The organism is Microbacterium sp. AR7-10, assembly GCF_001878835.1.
GTDB lineage: Bacteria > Actinomycetota > Actinomycetes > Actinomycetales > Microbacteriaceae > Microbacterium > Microbacterium commune.
Window position 1 is genome coordinate 19470 of record NZ_MJIR01000102.1, and the last position, 21815, is coordinate 41284.

Sequence of the window (21815 nt, forward strand, 5' to 3'; positions counted from 1 at the left end):
TCGATTTCGCGGAGCGCCTCCCGCGTGTCCCGCCCGGTCGTGGCGTCGATCGTTCCTGCTGGCTGGTCTCCCCTACCGGGGTGCCTGGTGGTGGTCGAGAGCACGCCGTCACGTTTTTGAACATGACGCAAGAGTGCCTAGCGCGATGATGACTATCGAGCATTCAGCGCGGCGTGTCGTGTTTTTGATCAGCCGGAGCGCTAGAGTCATCGGCATGAGCCTTATTGCTGACAACCCGACTTGGACGATCGCCGATCGCATCCGCCGAGCGCGGCTGCTGGCCGGTGTAGATCAGGACGACGTGGCGGCGGCGTGCGGTGTCGCTCGACCTACCGTGAGCGCGTGGGAGACTGGGCGGACTGAACCGAAGTTCTCAAGCCTGGTGCGCCTGGCACGGCTGACGGGTCAGCCGCTCGAATGGTTCGCGGCAGGCGTTAACGCAGAAACGGCCCCCGCCGTAGCGGGAGCCGTCTCAGATGCGCGCCCCGAGGGACTCGAACCCCCAACCTTCTGATCCGTAGTCAGATGCTCTATCCATTGAGCTAGGGGCGCACGGCCCGCTCAGCGGGCCGAAGAACAGCCTACAACACGTTTCACGGAGAAGTGAAATCGGGGCTCGACCGACTCACCCCCGGCGTGTCCAGAGCGCGCGCTTGCCGTCTCGCTCCGCACGCGATCCGTCCTGCTCCGCCGCCTTGTCCGCGGCCTTCTCGCGCTTGCGTCGGGCTCGCTGCTCCGACGAGAGCGCCTGCAGATCGACGAGCTTCAGCGCCTGCATCCGTGCCTCGCGCATCTGCTCGTACTCGGGATCCTGATCCGCGCGCATCCCCTCGACGCGAAGCCTGCGATCGAGGTTGCTGCGCACGTCGGCCCACGCCGCCGCTCTCGCCTCTTCGACGAGCGCGCGCAGCGCCTCGGAGTCATCCGTCATGTCGCGCAGGTGAGTGGCGACGCCGAGTGACTGCTTCGCGCGACGACGCAGGTTGCGCACGTCGCGGTCGCGGTAGTCGTGGGTGCCGTGCGGGTCGGAGTGCCGACCTCGCGCGCGCTTGCGTAGGGCGGTGAGGTGCTCGGCGGCCTGCTCGGACTCGTCGGCCATCGCGCGCAGCGCGACGCGGGCCTCGTCCATGTAATGGTCGATCTCGAAGGTGCCACCCTGAGCGATCGTCCCGACCAGGATCTGGTTCTTCACGGTCAGCCGAACGGCCGCCGTGGCGATCGCTACGCCCTCGGCGACGGCATCAGCTGTTCGTCCCACGAGTACCTCCCGAATCGAGCGTACCGGCACCCCACCGACAGCGGTGGGGTGGGTTCACGGGCGCGGCGCGGATGCCCCGAAAAGACGCTCGTGGGCTGCCGCACGCCCTTCGGCCAGATGCTCGGGAACCAGGCGGCGCAGCACGTCCAGATCCCGCGCGCGGATCGCGTCGAGGATCTCGCGGTGCGTGGATGCCATCTCGGCGAGATCGCCGTGCTGACCGAACAGCCAGCGCAGCCGGGTGACCAGGGAGCTCGCCAGCTCCAGGAGCATCGCGTTCTGCGACAGTCGGACGACGGCCATGTGGAACGCGGTCGAGGCCTTGCGGGCCGTCTCGACGTCGCCGAGCGCCGCAGCGGCCGCCTCCTGCGCGACGAGCGACTCAAGCAGCGCGATGCCGGCTTCGTCGACGCGCTGTGCGGCGAGCACGAACGAAAGCGTCTCGAGCGCCTCGCGCACCTCGAAGAATCCCTGCAGGTCGTGCGGGGAGAACTCGCGCACCGTCGCCCAGCTGCGCGGTCGAGCCACGACGATCCCGTCGGCGACCAGCGCCTTGATCGCCTCGCGCACCGGCAGCCGTGACACCTGCAGCTCAGCGGCGATGTCGCGCTCGACCAATCGGGAGCCCGGCGGACGCCGTCCCGAGACGATGTCCTCCCGGAGCGCGTCGGCGACACGCTCCGACTCGAGGCCCGACATTCCAGCTGACGGCATGATCGGATTCAACCACCCCGCGGGCTATTCGGCCAGTGTTCCGGGATTTCGGCAGGCCGCGTCGGCCGGGCGGAGCTCGGCCGGTCAGAGCTCGACCGGTCAGAGCTCGACCGGCGGCGCCGGCTCATCCTCCGCAGCCTCGGGGTGACGCACCAGGTTCACGACGGCGAGGGCGAGCCCTCCCCACACGGTGACCATCGCGACGATCATCATGACGACGGCGGTGGGGGTCATGGTCGTGCTCCCTTCCGGCGGTCATCCGCCACGGCGATGCTCCCAGTCTCGGCATCCGGTTCGTAGTTCTCGACGACGAGGAACTCGTCGTATTCGGGATCGTCCTTCGCGTGCGAACGGCGACTCCACGGCAGCAGAGACAGGATGATCGCGAACACGATGAGGGCGATGACCATCCCCCAGCCGAAGATCGCCAGGAACCAGAGCGGATAGCCCTCGTAGGGCGTGGTGATCTTGGCGATGATCTCGCTGACGAACAGGTACCCGAGCACGATCGGCGCGAGCGCCCCGACCAGCACCATCCACAGCCGGCCGAGCCGGAAGCTGGAGCGCTTGTTCAGGTGCTCGCGCAGCACCGGCAGCTTCCGCAGGATCCAGGCGACCAGGATGACCGCGACCAGGGCCACGGCCATGATCCCGAAGGCGTTGATGAACGCGTCCGTCGTGTCGAGCACCTGCAGCGCGGTGGTGGTCGAGAAGAACGCGATCGAGGCCAGCGCCACCGGGATCGCCACCGTGAGCGTCGTGCGCACGCGGCTCCAGCCGAGCTTGTCCTGCAGGGCGGCGACGACCACCTCGAGCACCGAGATGAGCGACGTGATGCCCGCGAACACCAGGGCGCCGAAGAAGAGCACACCGAAGATCGAGCCGCCCGTGGCCTGCGAGACGATCGTCGGGAAGGCGATGAACGCCAGACCGATGCCCGACGACGCGACGCCCGAGACATCGGTGTTCTGCGCCTGCGCCATGAAGCCGAGAGCCGCGAACACGCCGATACCCGCGAGGATCTCGAAGCCGGAGTTCGCGAAGCCGACGACGAGGCCCGAGCCGGTGAGGTCGGTCTTGCGCTTCAGGTACGACGAGTAGGTGACCATGATGCCGAAGGCGACCGACAGCGAGAAGAAGATGTGCCCGTAGGCGGATGCCCAGACGCCGGGGTCGGCGAGCGCCTCCCAGTTCGGGGTGAAGAACGCGTTGAGTCCGTCCATGGCGCCGGGCAGGAACAGCGCCTGCACCACGAGGGTGGCGAACATGAGCGTCAGCAGCGGCATGAGGATCATGTTCGCCAGGCCGATGCCCCGCTTGACGCCCAGCGCCATGATGACGATCACGACGAGCCAGACGCCGATCAGCGGGATGCCCACCTGAGGCACGAAGTCGAGCGAGACACCGTTCTTGAGGTCGCCCATCTGGAGGAAGTCGGAGAAGAAGTAGTCCTTCTCATTGCCCTCGCCCCAGGTGATCTGCGCCGAGAACCAGGTGTACATCGCGGCCCAGGCGATGATCACGGCGTAGTAGGTGGCGATCACCACGCAGATGAGCACCTGCCACCAGCCCAGCGGCTCGGCTGCCCGGCTCATGCGCCGGAACGCCAGAGGCGCGGAGCCGCGGAAGCGGTGCCCGATCGCGTAGTCGAAGAACAGCAGCGGAATGCCTGCGGTCAGCAGCGCGCACAGATACGGGATGAGGAACGCGCCGCCGCCGCCCTCATAGGCGACGTACGGGAAGCGCCAGATGTTGCCGAGTCCGACCGCAGACCCGATCGCCGACAGGATGAAGACGTTGCGCGAGCCGAAGGCCTCGCGCTTCTTGGTCTGCGTCGTTGCATTCGCCATACTCCGAGGCTACCGGAGCGGCCGCCGAGACGACGTGACGAGTGCCGGGATGCGCGGATGGATGCCGGGACCCGGTCCGCGCGCAGCGCAGGACGTCAGCGGGCCGGGTCGTCGCGGCCCTCGCCGTCCGCACCCTCGACGCCGGGGCCCGGGCCGGGGCGCACCGCGGCGGTGTCGGCCACGTCGATCCGCACGTTCCCGTCGTGCTCGGTCACCTCGATGCGCGGTGCGGCGTCGGCTTCGGTGGAGTGCTCGGCGCGCAGGAACTGGTCGCGCAGCTTCTGCTCGCGGGTCATGTCTTCTGGTTCGCGGGTGTTGTCGGACATGTTCAGGATGATGACTGCCCGGCGGCGGCCACGGGGAGGCCCTGGCCGGGCGACGGCGTGAGTGGTAGAGGCTGGGCGGGGTGCGGCTCGTCACCGAGTGAGGCCTGCAGCTCCCCGAGCTGCACCTTCAGCTGCTCGCGGACCTCGTGGTAGTCGGCGTGGTGGTACACGTTGACCAGCTCGTCGGGGTCGGTGTGCATGTCGTACAGCTCCCACTCCGGCACGTAGGTGAACGGAGACGATCCGGGAAGCCCCATCCCGTCGCTGTAGAAGTAGATGAGCTTGTAGCGCTCGGTCCGGATGCCGTAGTGCGCGAGCACGTGATGGTTCTCGTCGTCGTTCTCGTAGTACCGGTAGTAGAACGCGTCGCGCGTGGGCTTGTCGGGCTGCTCGGTGAGCTGCGGAAGGAAGCTCTGCCCCTGCATGCGCTCATGCGCGTCGACGCCGGCCGCGTCGAGGAAGGTCTGCGCGAAGTCGACGTTCGTGACGATCTGCTCCATCGGCTCGCCGGGGGCGATGCGGTTCGGCCAGGAGATCAGCAGCGGCATCCTGATCGACTCCTCGTACATGAACCGCTTGTCGAACCAGCCGTGATCGCCGAGGAAGAATCCCTGGTCGGAGCTGTACGCCATCAGGGTGTCGTCGAATTCGCCTCGGTCGCGCAGGAAGTCGATCACCCGGCCGACGTTGTCGTCGACGGACGCCACGCACCGCAGGTAGTCCTCCATGTAGCGCTGGTACTTCCACAGCGCCAGCTCGTCCGGGGCGAGGTCGTCCGGCGGGGCAACCTTGAGGTCCTGCAGGGTCAGGTGCTCGGCGATGCGCATCGTGGCATGCTTCGCCGCGGCCGAGCGCCCGGCGTAGTCGTCATCGAACGTCGATGGCACCGGGATGGGATCGGTGTACATGTCGGCGTGCGCCTCATCGGGCTCCCACGAGCGGTGCGGCGCTTTGTGGTGGATGAGCAGACACCACGGCTCGTCGCCGTCGAGCGACTCGATCCAGCGCAGCGACAGATCGGTGATGATGTCGGTCGCGTAGCCCTTCTCGATGTGCACGCCGTCCTCGGTGCGGATCTGTGGGTCGAAGTACTCGCCCTGGTCCCGCAGCACCGCCCAGTAGTCGAAGCCCTGGGGGTCGTGACCCTCACCCTCGCCCATGTGCCACTTCCCGACGATGGCCGTGCGGTATCCGGCATCCCGCAGCAGCGAGACGAAGGTCGGCTGACTCGCGTCGATCGGCGTGAGAAGAGTCGTCACGCCGTTGACGTGGCTGTAGGTGCCGGTGAGGATGCTCGCCCGGCTGGGTGTGCACAGCGAGTTCGTGCAGTAGCAGTGATCGATGCGTCGCCCAGCCGCGGCGATCTCATCGATCCGGGGCGTCTCGTTGACGACCGACCCGTATGCCCCGATCGCGTGGCTGGCGTGGTCGTCGGTGAGGATCATGACGATGTTCGGGCGCTTGTGTGCGGTGGTCATCGGTGCGTCTCCTTCTCGAGAACCTGCAGCGCTCCGGCTGCGTGGAGCGCAGCGTGCTCCTGCGCGATACGGGCCGCGGCGTCGGCCGGGTCGAGGTCGGGGTTCCACAGCCGCTCGGCCACCGCGAGCAGCCGGGGGAAGAGCATCGACATCAGGTCGTCGCCGTCGAGCACGAACTCCGACCAGACCCCGGCCTGCACGCCGATGCAACGAGGATCGGCCGTCTCGGGCCACGGCGCGGTGAGGATGTCGGCGACCGAGATCCCGGGCACCATGCCCTTCTGCGGCGACTCGGCGTCTGGGTCGATGCGGTTGAGGTACAGGGTGCGGGCGTCGGCGAAGACGAAGCGCTGACCGGCGGCGGCGATGCGCTGCATCCCGCGCGACTCGTCCCAGGCCACGACGAGCGCGTCCTGATCGTCCCAGATCTCGCACGCCTCGTCCCACACCGCGACGCGCTTGCCGTTCTCACGCAGCACGTCGGCGGCGACGTCCATGAACCAGCTCTGCAGCTGCTCGACTCGCGAGACGCCGCGCCGTCGCATCCACTCGCCGATACCCGGATCGGATGCCCATTGCGGGAAGGCGCACTCATCGCCGCCGATGTGCACGTAGTCGCCGGGGAAGAGCTCGGCGATGCGCCGCATGATCGCCGTCACGAAGTCGCGCGCCTCGTCGGTCGGCCACAGCAGGTCGTTGCGCGCGGGCCACCACATGTGCTCGCGCATGGATCCCTCGGGCAGCGGCGCCGCCGCGGGTCGGCCGAGGTGCGGGTATGCCCCGACGGCCGCCATCATGTGACCGGGCAGATCGACCTCGGGCACGATCATCACGCCGTGCTCCGCGGCGTGGGCGACGACCTCGGCGATCTCGGCGTCGGTGTAGAAGCCGTTCGTCCACCTCTCGTCCTGCTCGGCCACGGCGCGCTCGCGGGTGTCGCCGAGCAGCGAGTCGTAGTCGTCGAATCGGCCGCGCGGCAGGAAAGCCCCCTCGGCCGTGAGCATCGGGTACTCGGGCACCTCGAAACGCCAGCCCTGATCGTCGGTGAGGTGCCAGTGCAGACGGTTGAAGCCGTACCGGGCGGCGAGTTCGATGACGCGCGTGATGACGGCCACCGGGTAGCAGGTGCGCGCCGAGTCGATCAGCAGTCCGCGCCACTCGGCGCGGGCGGAGCGCCCGGTGACGGGGCCTACGTCGACCTCGGGCAGATCATGCAGGCTCATCCCTTGACCGCCCCGGCGACCATGCCCTTGGAGATCTTGTTCTGCACCAGGACGAAGATGATGATCACGGGTACGGCGATCAGGGTGGCACCGGCCATCACGCCGCCCCAGTCGGTGGCCTTGAGCCCCTGCTGGAACGACTGCAGCCAGATCGGGAGGGTGACCGAGGAGTCCTTCGACAAGACGATCAGAGCGAGGGTGTACTCGTTCCAGGCGAACAGGAACCCGAACACCGACGTGGAGATGATCCCTGGCACCAGCAGCGGCAGGGTGACCCGGCAGAAGGCACCGACGCGTGAGCATCCGTCGACCATCGCCGCCTCCTCGAGTTCGATGGGCACACCGTCGACGAAGCCGCGCATCATCCAGGCGATGAACGGCACGATCGTGCCGATGTAGAGGATCGACAGTCCGAGCACGGAGTTCAGCAGTCCCCAGCCGTCGAGCATCCGGTACTGGGAGATGAACAGGGCCTCGGCGGGGATCATCTGCACCACGAGAATCGCGATGATCATGATGGTGCGGCCGCGGAAGCGGAATCGAGAGAGGGCGAAGGATGCCAGCAGCGCACCTCCGGATGCGAAGACGACGGTCAGGACTCCTGCGGTGAGCGAGGCGCCGAGCGCCGGCCAGAAGTTCTTGTTCGTGAACGCGGTGAAGAAGTTGTCCCAGGTGAACTGCTGCGGCAGAAGGTGCGGCGGCCAGGACATCAGCTCGGATTCGGATTGGAAGGCGGAGTTGACCATCCAGTACACGGGGATCAGCCAGAGCAGGGCGAGCAGGACGCCGCCGATGTTGGCGAGGGGGTGGGAGAAGAACTCCTTGCGCTTGGCTGCGCGGTGAGACCTCCTGGCCTCGGCGTGTGCGGTGGCGGCGACATCCTGCGTGGTGAGGAGCTGCGGGGTGGTCATCAGTCCATGCCTCCCTGGCGGTAGAGCATCTGCAGATAGCGGCCGGTGAGGATCAGGGTGAGCAGGAGGATGACCATGGCCAGCGCGGATGCCACGCCGTAGTCACCCTTGGCGATGCCGGTCTCGTACACGTAGGTGCCCAGCAGGTTCGTCTCGCTGGCGATGCCGCCGGCCTGCTGCAGCACGTAGATCTGCGTGAAGACGCGCAGATCCCAGATCACCTGCAGCACCCCGATGAGCGAGATGACGGGGGCGATCATCGGGAGCATGATGCGCCGGATCTGCTGGAAGCTGGAGGCGCCGTCGATCTCCGCCGCCTCCAGCACGTCGCCCGGCACCTGCGCGAGCGCGGCGTAGATCGTGATCGCCACGAGCGGCAGGGATGCCCAGACGATGACGGCCGAGGCGATCAGGTAGAACGTCCAGAAGTTCTCACCCAGCCAGTGGAAGTTCTTGAAGCCGTCCAGCCCGATCGACGTGAGGAAGTAGTTCAGCAGGCCCGAGCGCGGGTCGACCAGCCACTGCCACACCGTCAGCGACGCGAGAGCCGGCATGGCCCACACGACGATGAGCGTGGTGTTGAAGATGGCCCGGACGAGGGTGTTCAGGCGCAGCATGAGCACGGCGAAGGCGATGCCCAGCAGCATCGTCATACCGGCGGTCACCGCGCAGAACAGCACCGACTTCAGGAACACGCTCCAGAAGTAGGGGTCGGTGAGGATGGTCTGGTAATTGGACAGGCCGGCCCACTCGGCGGGTCGGCCGAACTGCTGTTCCAGCCCGAAGTGCTGGAACGACATGATCAGCTGACGGACGAGGGGGTATCCGAGAGCGACCAGGACCATGACGCTCGCGGGGGCGAGCAGCATCCAGGGCGCGAGTCCGCGGCGCGTGGTGCGCACCGTGCGGCTCATGGGCTGGCTCCACAGCGAGCGTCGCTTCGACGCGCGAGTGGGCCGGTCTGTCGTCTGTGTCATCTTCTTGCGTGCGCCTCGGTTCGCGGAGCGGTCGTCACTTGTTCAGCGCGGTGTCGAGCTGCTCGTCGAACGCCTTGGCGACGGCGGCGACGTCTTCGCCCTTGGCGATCCGCGTGAAGAACTCGTTGAGCTGGGTGCTGCCGAAGGCGACACCCCATTCCGGGCTGTTCGGGGTCAGCTTGGAGTTCGCGACGATCTCGCCGGCGATCTCACCGAAGGGGCCCGAGACGGCGTCTCCGTACGCGGTGTTGCCCGGCACCCATCCCTCTTCGGCGAGGCGCGCCTGGAAGCCCTCGCCGAAGATCGTCTCCAGCGCCTTCTTGGCCAGAGCGGGGTTCTGGGAGTTGGTCGCCAGACCGATGTTCGAGCCGCCCGCGAAGGTGGCACCGGGCACGCCGGGCTCGTCGGACGGGATGGCGAACACGCCCACCTTGTCCTCGTCCCACAGCGCCTGGTCGATCTTGGTGCCGATGTTGCCGGTGCCGATCAGCACGCCGGTCTTGTTCTCGTTGAAGTAGCGCTCGAACGACTTCTGGCCGGCCTGCGAGTCCAGGCCGTAGGTGGTGCCGCTCTGGAAAAGCTCCTGCAGGTTCTCGAGCGCGGCGAGCGACGTCTTCGACGAGGCCTGACCGACCCACGTGTCGCCGTCCTTCTTGGCGTACTCGAAGCCCTGGGCGAAGAGGTACGACTCCACCCCGTGCGGGTCGACGGCGGCGAGGTACATGCCCGAGAAGTCGTCGACCGCGTCGGGGTTCTTCGCCTGCAGGTCGATGACGGCGTCGGTGAAGTCGTCGATGGTCTGCGGCACCTCGATGCCCGCCTTCTCGAACAGGTCGGTGCGGTAGTACACGCCACGGGCGCCGGCGTAGAACGGGTAGGCGTAGATCTTGCCGTCGACGGTGGATGCGTCGACGAACGAATCGATCAGGTCGTCGCCGCCGAGGGCCTTCTTCATGTCGGTGACGTCGGCGAAGGCGCCCACCGTGGTGAAGGTGGTGGTCTGCGTGTTGCCGATCTCGACGAGATCCGGGCTTTCGTTCTTCGACGCCAACGAGGTCTGCAGCTTGGAGACGATGCCGTCCCACTGCTGAACCTCGATCTTCAGCTCGCTGCCGGGGTTCTCCTCGGCGAACTCGTCGGCGAGGTACTGCTGGGACTCCTCGGAGAGCGAGCCCTCCATCACCCACATGCGAACGGTGCCTGCTTCGGCTTCGTCGGTGGCGGTGGCGTCGGCATCTCCGGCGTCTGAGCTGCACGCGGTGAGGGCGAGGACGGCTGACGCTGCTGCGGCGCCTGCCAGGATTCTGCGAAAGTTCATGATCCCTCCGATGGAATCGTGCTCCGTGAAGCTCACTGCCGCGTGGAGCGCTGTGTAGGGTCTCGGCGTTGAGATTGTGAGCCGACCTAAAGAATGCACGCCGAAATCGAAAGTGTCAAGATTCTGAACAGTATTAGACTGGTCCGCAGGTGCGAGCGCCGTGGCACACCGCCGCGGGCGCTCCACCCAGGCCGAAGGAGTGACCTCGCGTGACCGCACTGACCCCCAACGCGCAGCGACTGCTGCGCACCCTCGTCGCCGACGGCCCCGCGTACCGCGCCGATCTTGCGAGAGCCCTGGGGGTATCCCGCGCTACGGTGACGAACCTCACCAACCGGCTGAGCGCCGACGGGCTCATCGAGGAGACCGACCCGGAACCGGGGGCGCTGAAGAATCTGATCGGCACCACACCGAAGCTGGGCGTGCTCGCCTCCGTCATGTTCCTCGTCGACACCTGCACGGCGACGGTCGCGACGCTCGACGGAACAGTGTTAAAGAGCTTCACACTCGGCCAGCTGGCAGAGGTCTCCGCCACCGACCGCCTCGCTGCGGGTGCCGACCTCCTCGGGCGGCTGCTGGCCGAGCGCGAGCTGACCCCTGGCGATCTCCGGGCTCTTCATCTCGCCGTCGACACGCAGATGGACGCTCGCTCCGGAGAGGTCTACGCGCAGCGCGCCTCGAGCCGCTGGTACGGCGTGAATCCCAAGCGCTACTTCACGGAGCGCTTCGCGGTGTCGGTGCACACCGAGAACTCCGCCCGCCTCGAGGGGCTTGCGGAGTACCTGTGGGGGGCCGGCCGCGGCCATGACAACGTGCTGTACGTCGACGTCAGCTACGGCGTGACCGCAGGGCACATGATCAAAGGGCAGATCCAGACCGGCGCCAGAGGCGGGTCCGGCGAGCTCGGGCACACCGTCTACGACTGGAACGGGCCGCTGTGCACGTGCGGCAACTCCGGATGCCTGATGCAGTACGCGTCGATCCCGGCGATGCTGCGCGATTCCAGCACCGGGACCGGCCGCGTGACGGACTGGGAGGAATTCGTCGCTCTCGCGCACGAGGGCGACCCGGCGGTCATGGCGATCAGCCTGCGAGCCGCCAAGATCCTGGGGCGCGTCCTGATCAACGTCTGCCACATGATCGACCCCGAGATCGTGGTGCTCAGCGGCGAGATCCCGCGCGCGCTGCCCGGCTTCGCCGATGTGGTCACCGAGCTGCTTCGAGACCACGCGCTGCCGCTCGTGGCTCGCAACGTGGCCGTGCATCTGGCCGAGCTCGGCTACGACCACACGGCCAGCGCCCGAGCAGGGATCGAGTCGCTTCGGGCGATCGACGACGTGGTGGCGGAGGCGACGAACGTCTGACGCCCGCGCCTGTCGCAAGGGCTCAGGACGTCTCGGTCACCACCGGGGGTGGACTTGCGCCCGGAACCGGCGATCGTAGAGACCCCGCACAGCCGCAGTGAAATCCGCACCGAGCTCGGGCACCGACCCCGCGGCCGCGTTCGATTCCGCCTGCGCGGTGCTGCGCGCACCGGGGATCACGGACGAGACGCCCGGAAGCTGGGAGACCCACGCGAGAGCCGCCGTTGCCGGAGCGAGGCCTGCTCCCGCGGCAAGCGCGGAGAACTCCTGCGCGGCTTCCACGCCCTGGTCGTAGTCGACGCCCGAGAACGTCTCCCCCTGGTCGAAGGCCTCGCCGTTCCGGTTGAAGCTCCGGTGATCGTTCGCGGCGAACTCCGTGTCGTGGGAGTAGCGTCCCGAGAGAAGCCCGCTCGCCAACGGCACGCGGGCGATGATGCCCACCCCGGCCTCGATGGCTGCGGGAAGGACCTCGTCGAGCGGCTTCAGACGGAATGCGTTGAGGATGATCTGCACGGTGGCGACGCCAGGTCGCGCGATGGCGTCGAGCGCCTCGGCGGTCGTCTCGACGCTCACGCCATAGGCGGCGATCGCCTGTTCCTCGACCAGCGTGTCGAGCGCGTCGAACACGGCGTCGTCAGAGTAGACCGCGGTCGGCGGGCAGTGCAGCTGCACGAGATCGAGCGTGTCGACACGGAGGTTGCGCCGGCTGCGGTCGGTCCAGTCGCGGAAGTTTTCGAGCACGTAGTTCGCCGGCACCTGCTCCACGCGGCGGCCCATCTTGGTGGCGACCGTGAGCGGGGCATCTGGGTTATCGCGCCGCCACGCCCCGATCAGCGACTCGCTGCGCCCGTCGCCGTACACATCGGCGGTGTCGAAGAAGGTGACGCCGGCTGCGGCGCTCGCGTCGAGTACGGCTCGGGCATCCGCTTCACTCACCTCGCCCCAGTCGGCGCCGAGCTGCCATGTGCCGAGACCGATGGCGGAGACGTCGCGACCAGTGCGACCCAGAGTGCGATGCTGCATGCGATCGAGCTTAGGGCGTGGCCGCACCGTCGGCGCCGCCGCGGCTGTGTGACAGGAGCTCGGCGAACAGGGCGTCCAGATCAGGATCGACGCGCTGCAGTTCGGGATGCCCGTCATGCCACTCGATGATCTCGCGCGCCGCATGATGGAGGGCCACGGAAGGCGAGAAATCCGGTACGAGACGGCGGATCTTGGTGTTGTCGAAGACGACGGAGTGAGCCATGTCGCCGCTCAGCTGCCCCGCCCGCTCCGGAGCGAGCCGCTCGATCTCGGTGGTCGGTGCATGCCGCAGCCGTGGTTCCCCGCCGGCGGCCCGCGCGAGGATCGAGTAGATCTCGTTCCACGTGTAGACGAAGTCGCTCGTGATCTGGAACGTGTCCCCGTAGGCGAGCGGGTTGCCGATGAGCCCGACGAACCCGACGGCGAAGTCGGTGGAGTGGGTGAGGGTCCACAGGGACGTACCGTCGCCGTGGACGACGATCTCCTCGCCCCGGCGGAGCCGATCGATTGCCGTCCACCCGCCGAACGCCGGGATCGTCCACTTGTCGTAGGTGTGCGAGGGACGCAGCACCGTCACAGGGAAGTCGCGATCGCGATACGCCCGGGTCAGCAGCTCTTCACACGCGATCTTGTGGCGCGAGTACTGCCAGCGCGGATTGCGAAGTGGGGTCGACTCCGTCATCGGCAGGTGCGCCACCGGCTTCTGATAGGCGGATGCCGAGCTGATGAAGACGTACTTGCCGATGAACAGCACCTTCAACGCAGTCATGCGGTGCACTCTACCGAGGAGCGAGTGCGGGGCGCGGTTTCGATTGGCGGAGACGGAGGGATTTGAACCCTCGGTCCCCTTGCGAGGACTCCACCTTAGCAGGGTGGTGCACTAGGCCTGACTATGCGACGTCTCCAGGCATCCGAACGAAGAAGACCGGATGCGCCTTGCAAGCATACCCGTTCTCACCAGCAGTCACGAATCAGCCGCGCACGTTGCCGTTCGAGCAGGTCTGCACGGCGGCGGAGTTGCCCTTGATCGTGTCGGGCAGGGCGACGACGTCGTCGGGTGTCGGCGCTGCGGTCGCGGATGCCGTCGGCGCCGGAGTCTCGGACTCCTGCACGACGACGCCCTCGTTCTCGGTGTTCTGGTGCGTGATCTGCAGCTGCTTGTTCGCCTTGATGGCATCCCACAGCACGGTCGCGGCGCTCTCGTCGGGGACGACCTTGTTCGCGTCGTACGGGTCCTCCATCGTCGGGTACTGCACGAAGACGATGTCCTCGAAGGGCACGCTCTTCACGGCGAGGGCGATCTGCACGATCTTCATCGGGTCGGCCAGCGACGTCGACGCCTCGAGGTTGCTGAGTCCGGTGTCGGCGAGCTTGAGCATGACCGGCACGTTGCCGAGCACTTCGCTGCTGATCATCTTGCGCGCGAGGCTCGACATGTACTGCTGCTGGTTGCCGATGCGGCCGAGGTCGGAGCCGTCTCCCACGCCGTGGCGGGTGCGCAGGAACTGCAGCGCCTGCACCCCCTGGATCGTGTGGGTCCCGGCCTCCATGTCGAGTCCGGTGTATCGGTCCTTGATGGGGTTCGCGAGACACACCTCGACGCCGCCGATGGCATCCGTGATCTCGATCACGCCGCCGAAGGTGACCTTCGCGGCGAACTCGATGTCTTCGCCGGTGAGCTGGGAGATGGTCTTGGCGACGCAGTTGAGGCCGCCCTTCTCACCGCCGTGCTCGTAGGCGACGTTGAGAGCCTGCTTGCTCATCGCCGGCTTCGTGTCGCCGTTCGAGTCCACGCACTCGGGAATGGGCAGCATGAGGTCGCGGGGAAAGCTCACCGCGGTGACGCGACGCGGCTCGGCCGACACGTGCACGAGCAGGTTCACGTCGTTCAGGGTGCCGCCCGCGTCCTTGCCGGTGCACCGCTCGCCGAACAGGTGCGCGTACTTCTCCTCGCAGGTGTCGACACCCGCGAGGAGGATGTCGAATCCGCCGGGGTACGCGCCGATGTCCGGCGGCAGCTCCTTGGTGCCCTCCAGCTCGACCGCGTTCGCGTTGACGGTCGACGTGAACCCGCCGACCACGTACGCCGCGACGCCCACGCCGCTGACGAGCACGACCGCGAGCACGACGCCGATGATCTTGAGAAGCTGCCCCACTGCACTGGGCGAGCGCAGCTGGCCATGACGTGCCACGGGCTGGCGTCGTTTGACGGACGTGCTCACTCGGGTGGCCTTTCGACAGGAAGCGGAGGGTGTGGGATTCGAACCCACGGGACATTGCTGCCCACTGGTTTTCAAGACCAGGTCCATCGGCCGCTCGGACAACCCTCCCGACGCCGGTTCGCACCGGACGATCAGGGGTCGAGTCTATCGGTTCCGGGGAAGCCGATCAGGACGACCCATTCTTGCGCGGCCGCCTGGGGATCTTCTGGGCGGATGCGGCTGGAGGCAGTGCGTCAGAGGAGGGTGCGGAGGGCGGATGCCAGACCGCCGTCCTCGACGACGCCGGTGAGCTCGCCCGCGGCATCCTTCACCTCGTCGACCGCCTGCCCCATCGCCACGGCGCGCCCGCCGCCGGCGAGAGCCCAGGCGAACATGCCCAGATCGTTGCGTCCGTCGCCCGCGACGAGCACGTCCTCGGGCGGCGTTCCGAGCTGCGCACGCACCCGCTCGAGGGCGGTCCCCTTGTCGACGCCCTTCGGTGCGATGTCGAGCCAGGCCGTCCACCCGACCGCGTACGACACCTCGTTCAGCCCGACCTCGGCGACGATGCGCTGGAAGTCGGCCTCGTCGTGCTCCGGCGAGACGACCACGATCCGCGAGACCGGCTGCTGCATGAGCTCGTCGAACTCGACACGACGACCGGCGTCAAGCGTCCAATCGTGGAGCATGTCGGTGTACAGCCGCTCGCCGGAGCCCAGCTCGACCATGTATCGCGCCTCGGGGAGGGTCTCCTGCAGCAGCGTGAGCACGGGAGCGGGGTCGAAGACCTCGACGCGCCAGCGCTCCCACCCGTCGCCCACGCGACGCATCACCACCGCACCGTTCGAGCACACCACGTACTCGGCGGTCAGGCCGAGCTCGTCGACGTAGCGCTCGGTGCCGCTCCAGCTGCGCCCGGTCGCGATCATGACCTCGTAGCCGGCGTCGCGCACCTCGGCGACGGCCTCGGCGACCCCGGGACTGAACGTCTCGTCCTGCAGCAGGATGGTGCCGTCGACGTCGAGCCCGACCAGGCCGCGGGACCTCACTCGGTGCCCTGCGGGAGAGTCGACTGCTCCGACCAGCCGATCGGACGCAGCACGTCGATGCCGCCGAGGTAGGGCCGCAGCACCTCGGGCACCGTGACCGAGCCGTCGGCCTGCTGGTGCGTCTCGAGGATCGCGACGATCCAGCGCGTGGTGGCCAGGGTGCCGTTCAGCGTCGCCACGGAGCGCGTCTTGGCCGGGGCCGCGTCGTCGGACTCCGGCCGGTAGCGGATGTCGAGGCGGCGCGCCTGGTACGTCGTGCAGTTCGAGGTCGAGGTGAGCTCACGGAACGCGCCCTGCGTCGGCACCCAGGCCTCGATGTCGAACTTGCGCGCAGCGCTCGAGCCGAGGTCGCCGGCGGCCACGTCGATCACCCGGTACGCCAGGCCGAGTGCGGTCAGCATCTCCTCCTGCAGGGCGACGAGGCGATCGTGCTCCGCCTCGGCTGCCTCGGGAGTCGTGTAGACGAACATCTCGAGCTTGTTGAACTGGTGCACGCGGATGATGCCGCGGGTGTCCTTGCCGTACGAGCCTGCCTCGCTGCGGTAGCACGTCGACCATCCGGCATAGCGGTGCGGCCCCTGGCTGAGGTCGAGGATCTCGTCCTTGTGGTAGCCGGCGAGGGGAACCTCGCTGGTGCCCACGAGGAAGAGGTCCTCCTTGTCGAGGTGGTACACCTCGTCGGCGTGCTCGCCGAGGAACCCGGTGCCCTGCATGATCTCGGGCCGCACGAGGGTCGGCACGATCATCGGCGTGAAGCCGTTCGCGAGCGCCTTGTCGAGCGCGAGGTTCATCAGCGCGATCTCGAGACGCGCCCCGACACCCTTCAGGAAGTAGAAGCGAGAGCCGGACACCTTCACACCGCGCTCCATGTCGATGGCGCCGAGCATCTCGCCCAGCTCGAGGTGATCGCGCGGCTCGAAGTCGTAGGTGGGCACGTCGCCGACGCGGCGCAGCTCGACGAAGTCCTCCTCGCCACCGGCCGGCACGCCGTCGATGATGACGTTCTCGATGCGCTCGAGCGCTGCGGCTGCGGCATCCGCTGCCTCGTTCGCCGCCTGCTGGGCGGCCTTGACGCGGTCGGCGAGCTCCTTCGCCTGAGCGACCAGCGCCGCCTTCTCGTCCTTGGGCGCTTTGGCGACCGTCTTGCCGAAGGCGTTCTGCTCGGCGCGCAGAGTCTCGAACGCGTTGAGGGCGTCACGGCGCGATCGGTCCGCCTCGATCGCCGCGTCGACAGTGTCGGGCGCGTTCCCGCGCGCGATCTGTGAGCGTCGGACGAGCTCGGGCTCGTCGCGGAGGAGGGCGAGATCGATCATGACCCAAGTCTATCGACGGCGTCGGGCGCGGCCGGGCGGCGCTGGCGCGGCGCGCGCAGGTCGTAGAGTGGCGGCATGTCGGCATCCGGGGGCGATCGTGCGCACGCGGCTCTCGTCCTCAACCCCGTGAAGGTGGACGTCGAGCGGCTGCGCTCCGGGCTCGTCTCGCTCTCGAAGGCGCACGGGTGGGCTCCCCCGCTCGTGTACGAGACGACGATCGAGGATCCGGGCCAGGACGTCACACGCACAGCGATCGATGCCGGCGCGGCCGCCGTCCTCGCCGCGGGCGGCGACGGCACGATCCGCGCGGTCGCCGAGAGCATGGCGGGCACGGGCATCCCGTTCGCCGTCCTTCCCGGCGGCACCGGCAACCTCTTCGCCCGCAATCTCGGGCTGCCGCTGCTCGACGTCGAGAGGGTGATGCAGGCCGTCTTCACCGGATTCACCCACCCGGTCGACATGGGATGGGCGCGACTGAACCGGCCCGACGGCACCATCACCGAGCACGGCTTCGTCGTGCTCGCGGGAATGGGCCTGGATGCAGACATGATCGCCAACACCCGCCCGGACCTGAAGCGCTCGGTGGGCTGGGTCGCCTACCTCGACGGCGCCGCCCGCTCGCTCCCCGGCGCGAAGCCGTTCCGTGTCGTCTACCAGATCGATGACGGCAGGCTGCACTCCGCCAAAGTGCACAGCATGCTGTTCGCCAACTGCGGCGCCCTGCCGGCGGGCATCGCTCTGCTGCCGGATGCCTCGCTCGACGACGGCGCGATGGACATCGCCCTGATCCAGGCCACCGGGCCACTGGGATGGCTCGGCATCTGGCGCAAGGTGTGGTGGGACAACTCGGTGCTGCGGCGCACGCGCGCCGGAAGGCGGGTGCTCGAGCGGCGCGGACGCGATGCGTCCGTCCGCTACCTGCGCGGTGCGGTGGCGGAGGCCGCGATGATCGGGCCGACGTCGATCGAGCTCGACGGGGACGAGCTCGGCGTCGCCGTGCGGATGGTGTGCCGAGTGCAGCGCGGCGGTCTGAGGATCGTGCTGCCCGAGGGCCACGACACATCCGGGTTCTGAGCCCGGGCCGTCAGCCTACGACGGCGAGCTTGCCGTCGAGACCGCCGCCGACCAGAGTCAGCTCGAAAGCTCCGTCGGCGCGGCCTTCGGGAACCGCGAGGGGCGTCAGGCGGGGAGCCATGTCCATCGTGCAGGGACGATCGATGTCCTGGAACGTGACGGTCGCGGCGGCATCCGTCGTCTGAACATCGTCCACGATCGGCGGGCACGAGCCCGACCCCCAGGTCAGCAGCACGATGCCGTCGTCGTCGAACCAGCCCGCGGACGGCTGATAGTCGGTCTGCCCCTGCGGCGCCTCGGCGAGCGCCTCGAGGTCGGCCGTGTCGGTGCGCTGCCCGTGCACGATCTCGACCTCGACGTCTGCGGCGACATCCACCCCCTCGGGGACCGGCACCATCAGCGCCCGCGGGGCCAGGTCGTCGGTGCACGCCTTTTCCCCGCTCGCGGCGAGGGTCACGCGGATGCCCTTGTCGATCTTCGCGACGTCGCCCAGCGTCGGGGCGCAGGACGACGATCCCCAGGTCAGCACGGCGATGGCACGACCCCCGTCGAGCCACGCCACCTCGACCTCGCTCACTCCGTCGGCGATCGGCGGGGTCGAGACCTCGTTCGGCGTGCGGGAGCTCGTCGGCGCGTCCGAACCGGGGGTGCCGGCGCACGCCGTGGCAAGCAGGGCGACGGCGGCGAGCGCCGCGACGGCGGAGCATGCGCGGAGGGGTCTCATGTCTTGATGGTGTCACGCCCGCGACGATCGTCCCAAAGCGGGCGTGCCGTGGGGCTCACTGCAGCGCGGAGGTGAGCCGGGCGAGGTTGTCGAGCACCGTCGAGCGCAGCGGCTGCTGCATCCACTCCTCCAGCGTCAGCTCACGGCTGAGCGAGCGGTAGTCGTCTTCGACGACCCGCATCTCGTCGACGAACTCCTCGCCTCGCACGAGCATCGACACCTCCATGTTCAAGCCGAACGAGCGCATGTCCATGTTGCTCGAGCCGATCACCGCGACCTGGTCGTCGATCGTGAGGCTCTTGGTGTGCAGGATGTACGGCTTCGGGTACAGCCAGATCCGGATGCCGGCGCGCAGCAGCGCCTCGTAGTAGCTGCGCTGCGCGTGATAGACCATCGCCTGATCGCCCTGCTCGGAGACGAACAGCTCGACCTGCACACCACGATCGACGGCCGAGGTGACCGCCGCGAGCAGCGCCTCGTCCGGCACGAAGTACGGGCTGACGATCATGATCCGATCCTGCGCGGCGTAGAGCAGTCCGAGGAACAGACGCAGGTTGTTCTCGACCTCGAAACCCGGGCCGGACGGCACGATCTGGCAGTCCAGATCACCGGCGCCCGTCTCGGTCCTGGTGATGTCGATGCCCTCCGGAACGGAGTCGGTCTCGGCGTACCAGTCGCTGAGGAACACCGCGTTGAGGCTCGCCACGACCGGCCCGTCGACGCGCACCATGAGGTCGACCCAGTGCAGTCCCAGACGGATGTTCTTCGGCAGGTTGTACGAGGAGTCGGTGATGTTCTGCGACCCGAGGAAGCCGACGACGCCGTCGATCACGAGCAGCTTGCGGTGGTTGCGCAGGTCAGGGCGCTGGATGCGGCCGCGCAGTGGCTGCACCGGCAGCATGAGGTGCCAGTCGGCCCCCATGCTCTCGAGCCGGCGGACGGTCTCGCGATACTTCGGCTTCCAGCGGTTCGCCCAGTAGTCGAGCAGCACTCGCACCGGCACCCCGCGGGCCGACGCCTCCTCCATGGCGCGGAAGAAGTTGTCGGTGGATGCGTCGGCCTGGAGGATGTAGAACTCCACGTGCACGTACTCCTGCGCACCGCGGATCGCCTCCGCCATCGCGTCGAGCGACGTCTGATAGTCGCTGATCAGGTGCGCGCCGTTGTCTCCGGAGAGCGGCAGCGCCCCCATCGCCTGGCTCATCGTGACCAGCGGCGGGAACCACTCGGGCGGATCGGGGCGCAGCGAGCCGAGGTGCAGGGCGCTGGCCGTGTCGGCGATGTAGCGGTTGATCTGCTCCTGCTTCCGCCTGCGCAGCCGGGGCAGCTTCGGGTTTCCGATCAGGAGGAAGAGCAGGATGCCGAGGACGGGGATGAAGAAGATCGCCAGCAGCCACGCCATCGCCGCGGTCGGGCGGCGGTTGCGCGGCACGACGATGATCGCGAAGGCGCGGACGCTGAGGTCGATGACGACATAGCCGAGCACCACCCACCAGGGCCAGCTGTTCACGTCGAGCACAGACCCTCCCCTGCCGATAGCCTCGGCTCAGCGTATCGGGTGCCTCAGACGCGGGGCGGCAGGCCGCGAGCAGCGCGCTCTTCGGCCTCGATCTGGGCGTGCACCCTGCGCTCCGTGCGGTCGAAGCGAAGGATGCCGCGGAGCACGATCACGAAGACCGCGCTCACGACGACGGTCGGCAGAAGTGACCACGCCGCAGCAACCCAGAAGCTCTCCACACTCCCATCGTACCGCTCGCGGCTGTGAGCCGGCCGACGGGGATCGCATGCGCGCGCATCCATCCTGCACCCCGTGGTCGCGGTCGACGGCTGTGCACCACCGCCGGGGACGACGCACCGGGCGCCGCGCGGGCAGTCGGCGACGTCGAGCACACTCCCCTCATGACCACGATCATCCACGCCACAGATCCCGCCGAGTTCCTCGGTCTCGTGCCGGCGCTGGCCGGCTTCACCCCGCGGCAGAGCATCGTCATGCTGCCCTTCCACGGCACGCGCACCCAGGGCGCGATGCGCATCGACCTGCCGGCGGGCGACGTCGATCCCGACCGGTTCGCCGACGTCGCCCTGCGCGCACTGCTGCAGGTGCCCGACACCGACGCCGTCGCCGTCGTCGTCTACACGGACGACGGACCGGCAGATGTGCCCGACGGCCTGCTGCTGCCGCACCTGTTCCTCGCCGAGGCGTTCGTCGACGTGTGCGCCCACGCCGGGCTGCGAGTGGTCGAGGCGCTGTGCGTCACCCCGCACGGCTGGGGCGACTACCTCGACGACGTCCCTCAGGTGCGTCCGCTCGCCGACATCCCGGCCGCTCCCGCGGTGCCGGGCGTCGGGGACGTCAGCGGTGATCAGCTCGCCGGCGCCGAACTGCCTCGCAGCGACCTCGTCGAGCGGGAGAGCGTCGGCCGCGCCCTGCGCGACCTCGGCGACGCGATCGAGCACATGACGCACGGCACGGCGACCGGTTCGGAGAACCCCATCGCGATCGTGGCCGCCGAGGTGGTGCTCGACGACCTGCCGCTCTTCGTCGAGCACCTCCTCGACTCCCCGAGCGACGACGATCCGTTCACGTGCGCCGCTCTGCTGTGGTGCCTGAACCGCCCGCCGCTGCGGGACGCGATCCTCGTGCAGTGGGCGACCGACCTCGACTTCGGGTATCGCGCGTTCGACGCTCAGCTCGCCTTCTCGAGCGACCGCACGACGGTGCCGGATGCCATCGGCGAGGTGTTCATGGGCCGCGGCCCGCGGCCGGATCTCGATCGGCTCGGATGCGCGCTGCAGGTGGTGCGCTCCGCGGCGGCGCGTGCGCCGCGGCACGCCAAGGTCGGCGCGCTCACCGCCGCAGCGTGGCTGTCATGGGCGATGGGTCGCTCATCGCACGCGGGCACCTACGTCGATGAAGCGCTGCGCCTCGAGCCCGGCCACAGCATGGCCTCGCTCATCTCGAGCATCCTCGCGGCGGCCATGCTGCCCGAGTGGGCGCTGCGCAGGCCATGA

At 68.3% G+C, this 21815-nt stretch carries 22 protein-coding genes and 3 tRNA genes; 4 read left to right on the plus strand and 21 right to left on the minus strand.

Going from position 1 to position 21815, the window contains the following annotated elements; genetic code table 11:
• Positions 1-145: 145 nt before the first annotated feature.
• Entirely contained in the window at positions 146-514 is a 369-nt protein-coding gene (locus BFN01_RS15570) for a helix-turn-helix domain-containing protein (protein ID WP_071644850.1), read from the plus strand.
• Here BFN01_RS15570 and BFN01_RS13450 read toward each other — a convergent pair.
• The 11 genes from BFN01_RS13450 to BFN01_RS13500 form a co-directional block, all read right to left on the minus strand.
• Positions 480-552, minus strand: a tRNA-Arg gene (locus BFN01_RS13450). The genes BFN01_RS15570 and BFN01_RS13450 overlap by 35 nt on opposite strands.
• 73 nt (positions 553-625) lie before the next feature.
• Positions 626-1258 (minus strand): asparagine synthase, encoded by a 633-nt coding sequence (locus BFN01_RS13455; RefSeq protein WP_071644851.1) that lies wholly within the window; start codon positions 1256-1258, stop codon positions 626-628.
• A 54-nt stretch (positions 1259-1312) separates the two neighbouring features.
• Positions 1313-1972, minus strand: coding sequence for a GntR family transcriptional regulator (locus tag BFN01_RS13460; protein WP_071644852.1), 660 nt, complete (start codon positions 1970-1972; stop codon positions 1313-1315).
• A gap of 99 nt (positions 1973-2071) precedes the next feature.
• Positions 2072-2206: a methionine/alanine import family NSS transporter small subunit gene (locus BFN01_RS13465; protein WP_071644853.1), complete on the minus strand. Its 135-nt coding sequence runs from the start codon at positions 2204-2206 to the stop codon at positions 2072-2074.
• Entirely contained in the window at positions 2203-3822 is a 1620-nt protein-coding gene (locus BFN01_RS13470) for a sodium-dependent transporter (protein WP_071644854.1), read from the minus strand. Before BFN01_RS13470 ends, BFN01_RS13465 begins: the two co-directional genes overlap by 4 nt.
• A 95-nt stretch (positions 3823-3917) precedes the next feature.
• Entirely contained in the window at positions 3918-4148 is a 231-nt protein-coding gene (locus tag BFN01_RS13475) for a multidrug transporter (protein ID WP_071644855.1), read from the minus strand.
• A gap of 2 nt (positions 4149-4150) precedes the next feature.
• Positions 4151-5626: a sulfatase gene (locus BFN01_RS13480; RefSeq protein WP_071644856.1), complete on the minus strand. Its 1476-nt coding sequence runs from the start codon at positions 5624-5626 to the stop codon at positions 4151-4153.
• Positions 5623-6849, minus strand: a complete 1227-nt coding sequence (locus BFN01_RS13485) for a family 20 glycosylhydrolase (RefSeq protein WP_083428822.1) — start codon at positions 6847-6849, stop codon at positions 5623-5625. Before BFN01_RS13485 ends, BFN01_RS13480 begins: the two co-directional genes overlap by 4 nt.
• Positions 6846-7760, minus strand: a complete 915-nt coding sequence (locus BFN01_RS13490; RefSeq protein WP_071644857.1) for a carbohydrate ABC transporter permease — start codon at positions 7758-7760, stop codon at positions 6846-6848. The genes BFN01_RS13485 and BFN01_RS13490 overlap by 4 nt, the downstream gene beginning before the upstream one ends.
• Entirely contained in the window at positions 7760-8674 is a 915-nt protein-coding gene (locus BFN01_RS13495) for a carbohydrate ABC transporter permease (protein ID WP_218161824.1), read from the minus strand. Before BFN01_RS13495 ends, BFN01_RS13490 begins: the two co-directional genes overlap by 1 nt.
• Positions 8675-8771: 97 nt before the next feature.
• Positions 8772-10055: an extracellular solute-binding protein gene (locus BFN01_RS13500; RefSeq protein WP_143187255.1), complete on the minus strand. Its 1284-nt coding sequence runs from the start codon at positions 10053-10055 to the stop codon at positions 8772-8774.
• 209 nt (positions 10056-10264) lie between these two features.
• Here BFN01_RS13500 and BFN01_RS13505 point away from each other — a divergent pair, with 209 nt between their 5' ends.
• Positions 10265-11419 carry an ROK family transcriptional regulator gene (locus tag BFN01_RS13505; RefSeq protein WP_071644859.1) on the plus strand — a complete coding sequence of 385 codons (1155 nt, stop codon included), beginning with the start codon at positions 10265-10267 and terminating at the stop codon, positions 11417-11419.
• Between the two features lie 36 nt (positions 11420-11455).
• Here the strand turns inward: BFN01_RS13505 and BFN01_RS13510 are convergent, their stop codons facing one another.
• From BFN01_RS13510 to serS, 7 genes are all read right to left on the minus strand, one after another.
• Entirely contained in the window at positions 11456-12442 is a 987-nt protein-coding gene (locus BFN01_RS13510) for an aldo/keto reductase (RefSeq protein ID WP_071644860.1), read from the minus strand.
• Positions 12443-12452: 10 nt separating this feature from the next.
• A complete protein-coding gene (locus BFN01_RS13515) occupies positions 12453-13211 on the minus strand; it encodes an NAD-dependent epimerase/dehydratase family protein (protein ID WP_083428831.1) in 759 nt (252 codons plus the stop codon).
• 44 nt (positions 13212-13255) lie between these two features.
• A tRNA-Ser gene (locus tag BFN01_RS13520) sits at positions 13256-13347 on the minus strand.
• Positions 13348-13413: 66 nt separating this feature from the next.
• Entirely contained in the window at positions 13414-14664 is a 1251-nt protein-coding gene (locus tag BFN01_RS13525; RefSeq protein WP_071644862.1) for an LCP family protein, read from the minus strand.
• Between the two features lie 23 nt (positions 14665-14687).
• Positions 14688-14772, minus strand: a tRNA-Ser gene (locus BFN01_RS13530).
• Positions 14773-14897: 125 nt separating this feature from the next.
• The gene (locus BFN01_RS13535; RefSeq protein WP_071644863.1) at positions 14898-15692 is read right to left on the minus strand and encodes an HAD hydrolase family protein; all 795 of its coding nucleotides are present in this window, start codon (positions 15690-15692) and stop codon (positions 14898-14900) included.
• Positions 15689-17005 carry a serine--tRNA ligase gene (gene serS / locus BFN01_RS13540; protein WP_071644864.1) on the minus strand — a complete coding sequence of 439 codons (1317 nt, stop codon included), beginning with the start codon at positions 17003-17005 and terminating at the stop codon, positions 15689-15691. The genes BFN01_RS13535 and serS overlap by 4 nt, the downstream gene beginning before the upstream one ends.
• Before the next feature lie 75 nt (positions 17006-17080).
• Between serS and BFN01_RS13545 the strand changes: the two genes are divergently transcribed.
• Positions 17081-18079, plus strand: a complete 999-nt coding sequence (locus BFN01_RS13545) for a diacylglycerol kinase family protein (RefSeq protein WP_071644865.1) — start codon at positions 17081-17083, stop codon at positions 18077-18079.
• 10 nt (positions 18080-18089) lie between these two features.
• Here the strand turns inward: BFN01_RS13545 and BFN01_RS13550 are convergent, their stop codons facing one another.
• Genes BFN01_RS13550 through BFN01_RS15575 form a run of 3 tightly spaced genes read right to left on the minus strand, consistent with a single transcriptional unit; the run spans position 18090 to position 20540 of the window.
• Complete coding sequence (locus BFN01_RS13550) at positions 18090-18803, minus strand: hypothetical protein (RefSeq protein ID WP_071644866.1); 714 nt, start codon at positions 18801-18803, stop codon at positions 18090-18092.
• Between the two features lie 55 nt (positions 18804-18858).
• Positions 18859-20313, minus strand: a complete 1455-nt coding sequence (gene cls / locus BFN01_RS13555; RefSeq protein WP_371261042.1) for a cardiolipin synthase — start codon at positions 20311-20313, stop codon at positions 18859-18861.
• A 53-nt stretch (positions 20314-20366) separates the two neighbouring features.
• Positions 20367-20540, minus strand: coding sequence for a hypothetical protein (locus BFN01_RS15575; protein WP_177243884.1), 174 nt, complete (start codon positions 20538-20540; stop codon positions 20367-20369).
• Between the two features lie 162 nt (positions 20541-20702).
• Here BFN01_RS15575 and BFN01_RS13560 point away from each other — a divergent pair, with 162 nt between their 5' ends.
• On the plus strand, positions 20703-21815 hold the full coding sequence (locus BFN01_RS13560; protein WP_071644868.1) for a DUF4192 family protein: 1113 nt from the start codon (positions 20703-20705) through the stop codon (positions 21813-21815).